This window comes from Paenibacillus paludis, from assembly GCF_042610515.1.
GTDB lineage: Bacteria > Bacillota > Bacilli > Paenibacillales > Paenibacillaceae > Paenibacillus_AQ.
This window is the reverse complement of record NZ_JBGJZP010000013.1, coordinates 36,778-50,602: the sequence shown is the minus strand read 5'-3', so window position 1 is coordinate 50,602 and position 13,825 is coordinate 36,778. Positions and strand designations below refer to the sequence as shown.

Annotated in this window: 7 protein-coding genes; 5 read left to right on the top strand and 2 right to left on the bottom strand. The window is 50.0% G+C overall.

The window, feature by feature from the left end; all coding sequences use genetic code 11:
* Window positions 1-21: 21 nt before the first annotated feature.
* A complete protein-coding gene (locus ACAN56_RS22585; protein ID WP_038584833.1) occupies window positions 22-927 on the bottom strand; it encodes a glycosyltransferase family A protein in 906 nt (301 codons plus the stop codon).
* Window positions 928-1,262: 335 nt separating this feature from the next.
* On the opposite strand from ACAN56_RS22585, the gene ACAN56_RS22580 reads away from it, so the two are divergent.
* On the top strand, window positions 1,263-7,565 hold the full coding sequence (locus ACAN56_RS22580; protein ID WP_379145917.1) for a cadherin-like beta sandwich domain-containing protein: 6,303 nt from the start codon (window positions 1,263-1,265) through the stop codon (window positions 7,563-7,565).
* A gap of 146 nt (window positions 7,566-7,711) precedes the next feature.
* On the opposite strand, the gene ACAN56_RS22575 is transcribed toward ACAN56_RS22580, so the two are convergent.
* Entirely contained in the window at window positions 7,712-8,587 is an 876-nt protein-coding gene (locus ACAN56_RS22575; RefSeq protein WP_379145825.1) for an aldose 1-epimerase family protein, read from the bottom strand.
* Between the two features lie 215 nt (window positions 8,588-8,802).
* On the opposite strand from ACAN56_RS22575, the gene ACAN56_RS22570 reads away from it, so the two are divergent.
* The 4 genes from ACAN56_RS22570 (at window position 8,803) to ACAN56_RS22555 (ending at window position 13,824) form a co-directional block, all read left to right on the top strand.
* Entirely contained in the window at window positions 8,803-10,029 is a 1,227-nt protein-coding gene (locus ACAN56_RS22570) for a Zn-dependent hydrolase (protein WP_379145824.1), read from the top strand.
* A 315-nt stretch (window positions 10,030-10,344) separates the two neighbouring features.
* Window positions 10,345-11,478 (top strand): alanine dehydrogenase, encoded by a 1,134-nt coding sequence (gene ald / locus ACAN56_RS22565; RefSeq protein WP_379145823.1) that lies wholly within the window; start codon window positions 10,345-10,347, stop codon window positions 11,476-11,478.
* Between the two features lie 245 nt (window positions 11,479-11,723).
* Window positions 11,724-12,992, top strand: coding sequence for a PucR family transcriptional regulator (locus ACAN56_RS22560; protein ID WP_052091746.1), 1,269 nt, complete (start codon window positions 11,724-11,726; stop codon window positions 12,990-12,992).
* Window positions 12,993-13,101: 109 nt separating this feature from the next.
* Window positions 13,102-13,824: a protein-glutamine gamma-glutamyltransferase gene (locus tag ACAN56_RS22555; RefSeq protein ID WP_379145822.1), complete on the top strand. Its 723-nt coding sequence runs from the start codon at window positions 13,102-13,104 to the stop codon at window positions 13,822-13,824.
* Window position 13,825: the final 1 nt, after the last annotated feature.

The following is a 13,825-nucleotide window of genomic DNA, read 5'->3' as shown; positions in this document are numbered from 1 at the left end:
CCCTTCCTGAGGTTTGATGGATTAACCGGCGGTTTGCCTGGAAAATATTTCTCTCAGCCCTTTTTTGTAGCCGCTGATGGCAGCTGTATTCTTCTTGGGCTGTTCCCGCAAAATCAGATAGAGCGTCGTCCAGACCAGGGCGAGATAACCGACAGGTCCCGAACGTTTATCCTTGAGCAAATGCACATGGTTCAGCACTCTCATATAAGCTACATTCTCAAGATTGTCTCTGGAGGCCGGGGACTCATGATGCAGAAGTTTAAGTTCGGGATTGATATAAAGGGGGCCGGAACCTTGCGCGATCCGGGACATAAGAATGTCTTCACCGACGCTGTAGCTTTGGAGCCAGGGGACGGGTTTGAGGTCTTGAATGGCCTCTTTCTTGAAGGACATGTTGCAGCCGTGCTGGAACTCTGTCTTGAAGATCTTCCGTGCCTTATGCCAATTGTACATGGAGCCGGCCTGGCCGCTTAAGGAAAGCTTGCCGCTCGATAGAGATTGCTGGAAGGAGAGCAGACAGCGGATCGTGCCGAGGAAGCTGTTGCGCATCCCGATGGCGACCCCGCCGACACCTGCGCAGTTCGGATGGTCGAGGTAGGTTTGGATTAAAGTGGCCAGATAATGATCGGGGATTTCGACGTCGTCATCAAGGAAGAGGATCTTGTCCATAGTAGACAGCTCCACCGCCTTGATTCGGGACAGCCATAATCCCCGTTCAGTTTTGCTGTGGTACAAAAGGGGATAACCGCAACCGGCCAATAAGGCTTCGAACCCCTTGAGGGTTCCTTCGGGAATCTCTCCGTCATCAATGATAATGACCTCTATAGGATACGTCCGGCCTATGCTTTGTTTAGTTATAGAATGAATGCACCGTGTCAGGTCCTGTACCCGGTTCCTCGTGCAGATAGCCACTGACAATCCTTGCATATACTCCACTCCCTTATCCGATTCTCCCATCTATATTAATCATAATAATCTTGGGATTATAAGCTAACTTAAGCTTACTATTGGCAGAGAAAGGTTGTATATACTACTTTAGTTTACTTATTGACCACCATGGAGCAGTAACAATTTTTTGAATTTAACAATAAATTCTATAAATTCGACATAATCAGCGCTACCTAAAATTCCGATATATTAGATTATAAGCGTTTTCCAGACAAAGCCAGGGAGGGCAGAACAGACATAGTTGAACAGCAAGGACATCTTAGAAAAATGGGGCTGAATTTGTGGGAATAAAAAGAGGATCAAAACACTTGATCATGGCTTTGGTTGTCATCCTGATCATTAGCAATTTTTACGGTATACCCTATGTTGCTCAGGCACAGACTTCAATACCGCTGGATACCATTCTCGAGGACACGCTGGAACCTGCGGGGAAAAACATTTCAGATTTAAATCAAAGCGGAGTTGGCATCACCGAGGTGGATAACACCAACGGGCAATGGCAGTACAAAAACAACTCGGGCGTATGGCTGTCGATTGTAGCTCCTGATCCGGGCAAGATTGTTGTGTTAGGCAGCGGTGTAATGATCCGGTTTGTTCCGAAGAAGGATTGGAACGGAACTGTAGGCATCAAGTACCGCGACTGGTTGATTCCAGCGGAATCCAGCGGAAATCCTCCAAACTATGTAAATGTGAATGAGGCCTATACAGGAAAAGAATCGGCTTTTGGGGAATTTGAGGAAACCGCGCAGGTCAAAGTGCTGCCTGTTAACGATACTCCTTATATTTCCGAGTCTGGGGGCAATGATTACCTTGATTTTGACGGAAGGGGATACGTAACCCTTCCGGATCTGGACATATATGCTAATTCCCTCACGATTGAAACGTGGGTGAACGCCAGCAGTGCTCCGTCATGGGGGCGTATCTTTGATACCTCTCACGGTCCTGATAACTTTAATTTGCATTTTACGTTTGAAGGAAATACAGGGAGAATAGCACTTGAAGCGTTGCCGCAAAAGGGTACCAGAGTTAAAGCTTACCTGGTGCGGACAACGGAGCGATTGCCCTTGAATCAATGGGTCCATGTGGCCGCCGTATATAATCATGTGGAGAAAAAGGCTTATATTTACTGGAACGGGATTCTGAAAGGCAGCGGATTTATGGATCTGACGGACATGGCTAAAGCCAAGGCGCAGAATTCCAATCTGCCGAGAGCTTATAACTATATAGGTGAGAGTACATGGTCCCAGGATGCCAATTATACGGGGGGCATGAGAGACTACCGGATATGGAATAAGGCAAAGACCCAGGCGGAGATTGAAAGTCAGATGAACACCAGTCTGAGCGGATCTGAAGCGGGGCTGATGGCCAACTACAAATTCAATAATCCAAGTGATGGAGCGGTCGCCAAGGATTCCTCCACGGGAGCAAGAAATGGCAGCATCGTAAGTGGCAGATGGCAGTCCGACACAGGGTTCAACACCAACGTGGTAACACCGGTGAATACCCCTGTATCCAAGCCGTTTAAAGTGACCGATGTGGATGACGGCGACATGCTGACGCTTTCTGCGGTCTCGTCGAATACGGCCCTTTTGACGAATGGCAATATTACCTTTTCAGGGGAAGGCCCGGAAAGAAGTATCCATCTTACTCCGGCAGCAAACATGACAGGCACCTCCACCATCAAAGTCACAGTAAACGATGGAATTACTTCAAGCAACAGCAGCTTTTTATTGAGTGTTGTGGCCGGGAAATTTGATCTTAAATTCATTTCGCCCTCTGTGGGTGTGATGGCACCTGCTTTTAACCGGGGGATTATCTACAATAAAGTGCATGTTCCCAACAAAAGTGGAAGCAGTCCGAACAACAGTATCGATATAAATGTAGGAGCGGTGAATCCCGCTGATGTAAATGTAACAGCGTACGCAGACAATGGATCTGGCGTCACGGTAACGGGCTCCTACCCTACGTTTACTGTCAGCGGCCTGACTGTGGGTGTATATAAGCCCATAAAGATTAAAGTAGCCGATAAATTCTCATCCAATTTCAAGGAATATCAGCTTGATATCATCCGTTATCCGGGAAATGATGCCAATCTGGCTGCGGTGAATGGACTGGCCTTGTCCAGCGGCGGACAAGCCATTGCGCTGTCCCCAAGCTACAGCAGTAATACGTCCAACTATACCGCTACCGTCGAAAATGATGTAAGTTCGGTTAAAGTGGACGTGAAAAAGTCGAATCTGTTCTCTACAGCGACATTGAACGGTGGAGCTATTGGTTCTACGGAATCTGTTGATGCCACTGGGAATGTCAGCTTGGCCTACGGGAAGAATCTGATTTCCGTTGTAGTAACGTCAGAGGACGGAAAAACAAAGAAAACCTATGACGTTGTGATTGTGAGAAAGCTGTTGGGGGATGCTTCTCTGATTAATCTGACCGCTTCCCCGGGCGGACCGTCGCCAGTCTTCAATACCAATCAGGCGGACTACACAATGGAAGTCGCAAACGCAGTAACGACTGCGGAATTTACTCCGACAGCCGCATTAGGTGCAAGCGTTAAGGTGAATGGCGTGGATCACCCAAGTGGTACGCCTTTTCTCATTACGGGTCTTGCAGCAGGAAATAACAAGTACTTGATCGAGGTAACGGCACAGGATGGAGTGACGAAGAAGTCTTACAGTCTGGTTATTCTGCGTGCACCTTCGGATGTGGCAGATCTTTCGGGATTGACCGTCTCTTCGGGAACGTTGTCGCCGGCCTTTAATAACAACGAAACGGGATATTCGGTTGAGGTTGCCAATGAGGTGTCCTCGCTGGAGCTTACTCCAAAGCTTCTGGATGCTGCGGCAAGCCTTGTAGTGGACGGCAATATTCATATTGATGATAATGCCTATACTAAGAACTTAAATGTTGGTCTGAACACGGTTGAGATCGTGGTTACTTCACAGAGCGGTGTCCGTGTAAAAACAACCCTTGTAAATATTATCAGAAAGGCTTCTTCCAATGCCGATCTGTCCAGCTTGGTCCTTTCAGAAGGAGTAGCCGATCCTTCTTTTGACAAAAATCAAACCGGATATGGTGTGACTGTGGCTAACAGTGTCTCTCAGCTTACGATTACTCCTACTCCTGAGGATGCAAACGCAGAGGTCAGCCTGAATGGAAATGTAGCGGCGAATGCTCAGCCAAGACTGGTAAATCTACAGATTGGTGTCAACGAATTCAATATTTTGGTCAGGGCTCAGGATGGGATAACGTCAAAGAATTATGTTTTGATGATTGTCCGTGAAGCTTCCTCCGATGCGGATTTGACCAATATCACTTTGTCCGGCAAAACATTATCGGGAGGTTTCGACCGCGGAACTTCAACCTATTATGAGTATGTGCCGAACAATGTTACCAGCATGGCAGTTGCAGCAATTACAAGTGATGAACAGGCAACCTATACCATCAATGGGCTGGAGTCGGCAGGGGGAGTGCCTATTCCTTTGAATGTAGGAGAAAATGTAGTTACAGTAGTTGTTACGGCCGCTGATAAAGTGACTACCAAGGAATACACGGTAACTATCGTCCGTGCAGCTTCGTCAAATGCGAATTTGCTCGAGTTGACGATGACTGACTTATCGGATAATGCGATCACCCTTACATCCGTTCCGGGTACTTTCAATTATAGCGGCACGGTCGAGGATGAAGTTTCTGTAGCTAAGCTAAGTGCAGTTGTTGATGATGCAAATGCAAGCACCTCCGTATTTGTGAATGGGGTTTGGATCGAAGACCTGAACGCTGTGCCTCTGACCACAGGCTTGAATGTTATTGAAGTTAAGGTCACGGCTCAAGACGGAAGCATGCAGGTATACACCATTAATCTGGTGCGAAATCCAAGTAAAGATGCAACTCTGCTGAATATGACGATTTTCCCTGGCGAATTAACACCGGTTTTCCAGGCAGGCATCAGTGATTATTCAGTCAATGTGGACAACAATGTAAGTGACGTCGATTTTTTAATTAGGACTAATAATGAGCTGGCAACCTACATCTTGAAGAAGAATGGAACCTCTACCGGCGTAACAGGCGACCGCGTAGCACTGGATGAGGGCACGAATCAAATTACAGTAGAGGTTACGGCTGGTGATGCCAGCACTAAAAAAACCTATTCCGTTACTGTGAATCGTGCCGTTCTGCCGAAGGATTCCTCTCTTACTGATTTGACCGTCAGCTCTGCAAGAGGAACAGAAGCTCTGAATCCCCAGTTCTCCGCTGAAGTCTTCAAGTACTTCTTGTCGGTACCCTATGAAGTGGATCGGGTTGAACTGGATGCTGCCAAAGGGGATATGAATGCACAGATAACCGTAAATGGTGTCACGGTAGATAGTCCGATGCCTATTTCGCTGGTGGAAGGGCTGAACATCGTAAACCTGAAGGTTACAGCACAGGATGGAAAGACAGAAAGTGTGTACACGGTGGAAATCACCCGACAATCACGTTCGTCCGATGCTACTTTGGGGAGTATTAGTGTAGATGTCGGAGCTTTGGACCCGGCTTTTGATCCTGCCGTTTCCGATTATACGGTAGAGGTAGGAAATGATGTGAACTCCATCGTCCTGAGTCCGATAGTGGCTGATGGAAAGGCGAAAAGCCAAATCACTGGAAGAGACGGGGCCTCTCTAGATAATCTGATTGAAGGGGACAACGTATTTGATATTCAGGTCACTGCTGAGGATGGGACTGTAAAGATATACACAGTTAAAGTTGTTAAGGCCCAGCCTGTAGCTACACCAACACCAACGGTGACACCAACAGCAACGCCGACGGCAGAACCGACAGCTACGCCAACGGCAGAACCGACGGCCACGCCAACGGCAGAACCGACAGCAACGCCGACGGCAGAGCCGACAGCTACGCCAACGGCAGAACCGATAGCAACGCCAACGGTAGAACCGACGGCGACGCCAACGGCAGAACCGACAGCAACGCCAACGGTAGAACCGACAGCTACGCCAACACCGGCTACGCCAACACCGGCCACGCCGACACCAGCTACGCCAACACCGGCCACGCCAACACCGGCCACGCCGACACCAGCTACGCCAACACCGGCCACGCCGACACCGGCCACACCAACACCAGCCACGCCAACACCGGCCACGCCGACACCAGCTACGCCAGCACCGGCCACGTCAGCACCAGCTACGCCGACAGCTGAACCGGCGGTACCTGTCGCACCAATTGCGACAGCGTCGACAGAGCGGATAACCGTGAAGGTAGAATCAGGACAGTTGGGTCAAGGTTCTGTGCTGGCTGAAACGGTTATCCAACGCACGCGGGATTCAAGTGGAATCCTGCATGATGTAGTCAACTTCACCACGGATCGGGTAGAGGAGGTTGTCCGGAAAATTGCCGGATCCTTGGATAATACGGCCCGGATCATGATCCCTGATGAGAAGGATCAGGTTGCGGATATTAATGTAAATGTTCCTAAAGATGCGATTAAGACGCTCGGCGGCTCCAACGTGAACATGGAGATCTTCACGGAGAACGTAAGAATTCTCATATCACAATTATCACTGGATAATTTCACTGAAGACCTATATTTCCATGTAGTACCGATTAAAGACCAGACGTTGCGCAAAGAGGTTGAAGACCGGGCAAGAATCGAGCGGATTGTCAGAGAAATAGCAGCTGACAAACAAATTGATGTCGTCGCCCGTCCGATGACAATCGAGACTAATATGCAGAGCAGACCGGTTACATTAACGCTCCCTCTGCGTGACGTGCAGCTGCCAGCCAATCTCTCGGAAAGAGAAGACTTCCTGTCCAATCTGGTCATCTTTATCGAGCATAGTGATGGCGACAAGGAACTGAAGAAGGCAAAGGTTGTTGATTACAAATCCGGCGAGCTTGGCTTGCAGTTCGAGGTGAACAAATTCAGTACCTTCACCATTCTGAACATGGAAGGCTGGGAGCAGTATTTGGCGGCAACAGAGGCAGCGCAGCAGCAGCAACAGCAGCAGCTGAACCAACATAAAGCCTTCATCAACGGCTTTACAGATGGAACCTTCAAGCCGAACCATTCCATTACCCGTGCGGAAATGGCCGCAATTCTGGCGAGAAACCTTGGCTATGACGCCGCTGCACCGGCTGCTTCCACTTACCCGGATGTGAAGGACAGTCACTGGGCGAAGGGTGCGATTCAATTCGTCAAGGAGGCAGGGTTGATGCAGGGTAACGATAAAGGCCTATTCCTTCCGGATGCCCCTATCAGCCGCGGAGAAATAGCTGCCGTTGCATCGAGATACAAGAAGCTGGAGACTACGGCTATTACATCCGGCGGATTCAAGGATACGGCTAGCCACTGGGCCGCCAGAGAAATTGAGGCCGCAAACAAGGCTGGTATTCTCAATGGCTATGAGGACGGTACGTACCGTCCAACCGGCAGCCTGACACGCGCTGAAGCCGTAAAGGTTGTCAATCGTCTGTTCGGACGCGGACCGTTATACGGTGTCACCACACCAAGCTGGCCTGACGTACCAACGACACACTGGGCTTATACTGAAATTGAGGAAGCCTCCAATAACCACACGTTCACTGTGCGGATTGAAGGTGGAGAAACGCTTAGTCAATAAAAACATGTAAGTACGAAGAAGGCCGTAGCCCATCATGGGCTAACGGCCTTCTTTTTTTAAAATATAGAATTTATATGCTTCACGCTATAAATTATCCTTCTATTTCTTGCTGAAAATACGGAAAGGTGTTATGAAGCATGCGGGTATTAATTAATTTCTATCGTCAGGGAGCTGGCGAAATGTTCTCCTGGCGACAGGGTGACAATGCCTTCTTTTTCCGAAAGCTCGCCTTCGAAGACATCCCTGTCTGCGAATCCCTGCCAAGGCTCGATGCAGACAAAAGGTGCATTCAGCGGCTGCCAGATGCCGAGATCCGGGAAGCCTTCGAAGGATACAGCAACGCTTTTTCCGGTAAGTCTGCTTTTCAGCGAGATCTTCCGGGAGGTCACATTCTGGAAAATAAGCGCGCCGTCCTTGAACATTTCATGGGATAATGGAAGGCTGCGCTCTTCCCTCAGCACAGGCTCCGATTTACCGCTGATCCGAAGTCCGGCGTCATTCAGGAACTCCCGGTCGAGGTTTTCGGCCTCGGAGAACTCGAGCACATAGTCGCTGAAGCTTCCGTTCTGATCCAGCGGGCAGTTGAATGCAGGATGTGTGCCGAGCTGGAAGGAAATGTTGCCTCCATCAATGTTCTCCACCCGGTAATCCAGCTTAAGAGTGCTATCGTTCAGCGTGTATGTAATATACAGGTTGAACTGAAACGGATAGCTGGACAGGGTATGCTCGCTGCTGGTGAGAAGGAAGACCGCACGGGACTCGTCCGCTTCAACGACTGTAAATTCGCTGCGTCTGGCAAAGCCGTGGTTGGCAAGCTTATACACTTGTCCACCAACCTTGATCTCTCCGTTCCGGACAGCTCCGATAATCGGGAACAACACCGGAGAACGGCCTGTCCAATAGGCGGCATCGCCGCTCCATATATATTCAGTGCCTGTGTCTTTTCTGGTGAAGCTGACAAGCTCCGCTCCGAGGGTACTGATCTCAGCCTGTGCTGAGCCGCTGCGCAAAATGGTGTTCATAAGATTACTCCCCTTTCACAATGGTTGGCCAGCCCGTCTTCCTTGCTGACAGCTCATATTCTAACAGACTTCCTTAGCGGCGTTGTAACACATCGTGAACAATTCAGAAAAATAATTATTACAGTGTGTAAAATGACAATCTGACGCAATGGTATAACATATATAGAAAGCAATGAATCTGTATAAGTATGCGTTCAAAATGGAGGGATAGGCCCATGCAGCTTAAGCAAATATTCGTGAACGGTGAGAGATTGAAGGATACGATTGAGGCCTTTGCCGATTTTGGGCGTACGGACAATAACGGGGTTACCCGGTTGTCATTGTCGGAGCAGGATGTGAAGGTGCGGAATTACTTCGCTGCGTGTTGTGAAGAGCTGGGTATGATGGTCAAAGTGGATGATATGGGCAACATGTACGCCACGCTCGCAGGAACGGAAGCAGGGCCGCCTGTGGTGATTGGCTCGCATCTGGACACGGTCAAGAAGGGCGGCCGCTTCGATGGTGTGCTTGGCGTCATAGCCGGCCTGGAAGTAGTGCGGACCCTGGTTGACCATGGCATCAAGCCCCGGCTGCCGGTGACGGTGATGAATTTCACCAATGAGGAGGGGGCACGCTTTGAGCCTTCGATGATGGCCTCCGGCGTATTGTCCGGGAAGTTCGGCAAGACGGAAATGCTGAAGAAAAAGGACCCGGAGGGGGTGACCTTCGGAGAGGCATTGGAAGCGAGCGGCTATGCGGGAGAGGCTGCGAACCAGATCAAGGAAGCGGCTGCATATCTGGAGCTGCATATCGAGCAGGGACCTGTGCTGGAGAGAGAAAATCTCGCCATTGGCCTGGTCGACTGTGTCGTAGGCATGGCCTGCTATGAGATTGAAGTGACGGGTGAATCGGATCACGCCGGAACTACGCCGATGGATATGCGCAAGGATGCCTTGTTTGCCGCCACCGACCTGATTGCGGAGCTGCGGAGCAAGCTGGGTGTGCTGGATTCGGAGCTAGTCTATACGATGGGCAGAATGAACGTGTTGCCTAATATTCATACGGTCATTCCTAATAAGGTGATTTTTACCGTCGAGGCTAGACATAAGGATATGGATATTGTTCGTGAGGTTGAGCATATTATAGGCGGCCTGCCCGAAGAGCTGCTGGAGTGTTCGGTGTCCAAGACCAAGCTATGGGGACGTGATACCGTGTGGTTCGATCCGGAGATCTGCGCTTTGACTCAGCAGGCAGCATCGAGGCTGGGTTACAGCAGTAAAAAGATGGCCAGCGGAGCAGGGCATGACGCGCAGTTTGTGGCCGGATTTCTGCCATCGGCAATGATTTTTGTGCCCAGCGTGAACGGGAAAAGCCACTGTGAAGAAGAGCTTACCTCCTATGAAGATTGCGAAAAAGGAGTGAATGTTGTACTGGAAACGGTACTGGCTGTATTATCTAAGTAACTCATGTTATTAAACATAACATTCGATTTGAATTTCTCTTAAATCCATCCTATGACCGGCATGTTACCCATCTTCTTAAAAAAATAATTCAGTACGAAAGACACCTGAGCTGGTGTCTTTTTTTGTGACCGGGATTCACCGGTTTGCTATATACACCAATGCTTTGGTAAAATGATCAACGGGTGTCCAACACCTCCATTGTGTAAAAACACAATCATGGCAGATAAAGTTTTTATTTTTCACCAAATTGTCTTGAGAAATCACATGTTATAATTCTTTACATAAGACAAACGCATAAGATGGGAGCGATTAACGATGATTATTGGTGTACCCAAAGAGATTAAAAACAATGAGAACCGCGTAGCCATTACCCCTGCCGGAGTAGTCAGCCTGGTAGCCGAAGGACATAAAGTGCTGGTGGAAGCCGGAGCTGGAGCAGGCAGCGGATTTCTGAATGAAGAATATGCTTCCGCCGGAGCGGAGCTGATCACCGAAGCTTCTGCCGTATGGGCAGCCGCCGAAATGGTGATGAAGGTGAAAGAACCGCTGGAAAGCGAATATGGCTACTTCCGCCCGGGCCTCATCCTTTTCACTTATTTGCACCTTGCCCCGGAACCGTCCCTCGCCGCCGCATTGAAAGATAGAGGCGTCTTCGCCATCGGCTATGAGACAGTTGTCCATGAGCGCACCTTGCCGCTGCTTACGCCAATGAGTGAAGTGGCCGGACGGATGTCCGTGCAGCTCGGAGCACAATTTCTGCAAAAGAACTACGGCGGACAAGGCATTCTGCTATCTGGTGTTCCCGGCGTCAGCAGAGGCAAGGTCAGCATTATCGGCGGTGGGGTAGTCGGCACAAACGCAGCCAAAATGGCGATTGGCCTGGGCGCGGAAGTGACGATTGTTGACCTCAGCGCGGACAGACTCCGCCAGCTGGACGATATCTTCGGCGCACAGATTAATACGCTAATCTCCAATCCTTACAACATTGCCAAGGCGGTTGCTGAAGCGGACCTGCTGGTTGGCGCAGTGCTGATCCCGGGTGCGAAAGCTCCGAAGCTGGTCACTGAAGAAATGGTAAAGTCGATGAAAGCGGGCTCGGTCATTGTTGACGTGGCGATTGACCAAGGCGGTATCGTTGAAACCATCGACCGGGTCACCACACATGATAATCCGGTATTTGAGAAATATGGCGTACTGCACTATTCGGTAGCAAATATGCCGGGCGCTGTAGCCAAAACCTCAACGATTGCATTAACCAATGTTACAGTTCCTTATGCGCTGCAAATTGCCAATAAAGGGGTATTCCAGGCGATTGAGGACGATGCCGGCCTGAAGAGCGGTGTCAACGTGGCCAATGGAAAGATCACCTGCCAGGCCGTGGCGGAAGCCCTCGGGGAAGAGTACTTTACGGTAGAGAAAGCATTAGAACAAGAGTTCACTCTGATCTAGTATATAGAACCGAAAAAAGAGCAGAAGGTTAATCTTAAGCAGTCCGGTGAAATTGCCGGGCTGTTTTTGTTGCCGGGTTTGGGCAGGAAATCAAGAATTTGAGGGGAGTTAGCGATACGCTCATCATTTACTTCAGGAGATGTTAGGTTTTCTTTCATCACCCTATAGTCAGCCGCTGCCCGGAGTACTATAATGTAATCACTCTATAGCGGAAATTCGGCTATTCTTCAGGTTGGGGTGGGAATATGACAGATTCAGAGCCAATATTTGACCGTTTTTTTGACAGCATGGAATCCCTGGCGGATACCCTCAGCGAATCCCTTCAGTCCCAGGTAACGATTGAAGACAGCAACCACCATGTCATCGGCTACAGCTCCCATGAGTTTGAAAGCGACCCGGCCCGCATCTCCACCATTATCGGCAAACGTGTTCCGAACACAGTCATTATTGGCCTCCGGAAAAAAGGCGTGATGCATCAGCTGGAGAACGCCGCACATCCTATCCGTATTCCGGCGGTTATGGAGGTTGGGCTGGGGCCCCGGCTTGCTATGTGCATCAAACACCAGCAGGAAATTCTCGGTTATATCTGGGTTGTGGACCGGGGCAATCTGGCCTCAGGCCATGCGGAGAGCATCGTGGAGAAGGCTGCCGGCATCGCCGGGCGTTATCTGCTGAAGCAGCGCGGATGGAAGATGAAGCAGGACAAGACACATGAAGATTTCTTCTGGAAGCTGCTGACCTCGCACTATGAAAATGAGCCGCGCATCCGTCAGGAAGCGGAGAACGGGTCGATCCTGTTGCCGGAAAGCTATTATATTGGTGTGCTGGAGAGCAACCGGGTGATCGACGAGCATTTTCTGCTGAGGTTTCGCCAGATGATGGACACCTATGCCGGGCAGCGCCTGCTGTTTTTGACGGCGGAGCAGAACCGGCTGATTATTTTGTTTTCGTTTCTTTTTCCGGTAGAAGGGACAGAGAGGCTGGCTTCATTCGTGCACAAGCTGATCCGCGATATGGGCAAAAGCGAAAGCTGTACGCTAGCGGCAGGCTGCAGTCCGGGATACCGGGAATATACCTCGGCAGCTGTCGCCTACCGGGAGGCACTGTCCATTCTGGAGCTTAAAAAGCTGCTGCCCTATCATGCCCGCGAGCTGCTGCTGTATGAGGAAATCGGCTTCTGGGCGTATATTCCGGCCATTATGGAGCAGAAACGCAGCATGACCCGCCGAAGTGCACTGCTGTATCCGCTGAAGGAGCATGACCGTGAACACAAAAGCGATTTTCTCAAAACGATCGCCGTCTACTTGTCGTTGAACGGCAATCTGAAGGCGTCTGCCGCATTTCTGCATATCCATACCAACACATTGATGTACCGGCTGAACCGGATCGCCGAGATTACGGGCAAAAGCCTTAAGGAGACCGATTACCGGACCTCCATCTATCTGGATATTCTGACCGAAGAGACCGCACGGGTGAACCGCTGGTTTCTGGAGGAAGCCGGCAGCTCCGAATAAAGTGCCTGAAGTTTATCTCGATAATTTTCAGTTGCCCCGCACCAACCGATGTCCCGACACGTACAATAACCTATATTTTGTGAACTTAAGATGAAAGGGGCAGTGCAGAATGGGGATTGGATATGGACCCGGAGATCCGTCGTTTGAACGGAGCATGCGGGCGGGGATTATCGCGGCGGCGGAATCCATGAATGACGGCGGAACTGAATTTTCCAACTTTAAGAACTCCCGCTGCAATCCAAGGTATTGGACCCGTACGGACAACGGCGGATTTCAGTTGAAGGAAGGTGTCGCACCCTCGGCGGCAATCAATGATATTTTTGAGAACGGATCTCTCTATGCATTCGAATGTGCGATGGCTATGGTGATGATTCTTTATAAAGCGACGATCGGGGCGATCGGGGACGCCGCCTTTGACCGGCATTTCGGAGACATCTTCCTGTGGGACTGGAATTATGACAGCAATCTGCAGATGATTACTACCTTCGAGAAGTCTGATATGCTGCCGGGAGATGTGGTCTATTTCAAGAATCCCGACCATAACCCGGATAAGCCGGAATGGCAGGGGGAGAATGCGATCATGCTTGGGGATGACCGCTACTACGGGCATGGGCTGGGCATCAAAAGCTCGGCGCAAATGATTGCCGCACTCAACCGGCACAGAGTGCCGGGAAGCCGGATTTCTGCTTATTTTACCGACGAGGCGCTGCATCCCAACTTTGCCTATATTAGTGGATTGGCGATGAGGGCGGCTGTCCCTACGCCGGAGAACAAGGGTGCCAGAAACACCATTTTCTCCAGGATAGGTGTGAAATCCTATATTTATAAATAGC

Bases quoted from the DNA above. Each gene is read 5' to 3' on its own strand.
- ACAN56_RS22585 (WP_038584833.1), bottom strand. From the start codon at position 927: ATGCAAGGATTGTCAGTGGCTATCTGCACGAGGAACCGGGTACAGGAC.
- ACAN56_RS22580 (WP_379145917.1), top strand. From the start codon at position 1,263: ATGGCTTTGGTTGTCATCCTGATCATTAGCAATTTTTACGGTATACCC.
- ACAN56_RS22575 (WP_379145825.1), bottom strand. From the start codon at position 8,587: ATGAACACCATTTTGCGCAGCGGCTCAGCACAGGCTGAGATCAGTACC.
- ACAN56_RS22570 (WP_379145824.1), top strand. From the start codon at position 8,803: ATGCAGCTTAAGCAAATATTCGTGAACGGTGAGAGATTGAAGGATACG.
- ald (WP_379145823.1), top strand. From the start codon at position 10,345: ATGATTATTGGTGTACCCAAAGAGATTAAAAACAATGAGAACCGCGTA.
- ACAN56_RS22560 (WP_052091746.1), top strand. From the start codon at position 11,724: ATGACAGATTCAGAGCCAATATTTGACCGTTTTTTTGACAGCATGGAA.
- ACAN56_RS22555 (WP_379145822.1), top strand. From the start codon at position 13,102: ATGGGGATTGGATATGGACCCGGAGATCCGTCGTTTGAACGGAGCATG.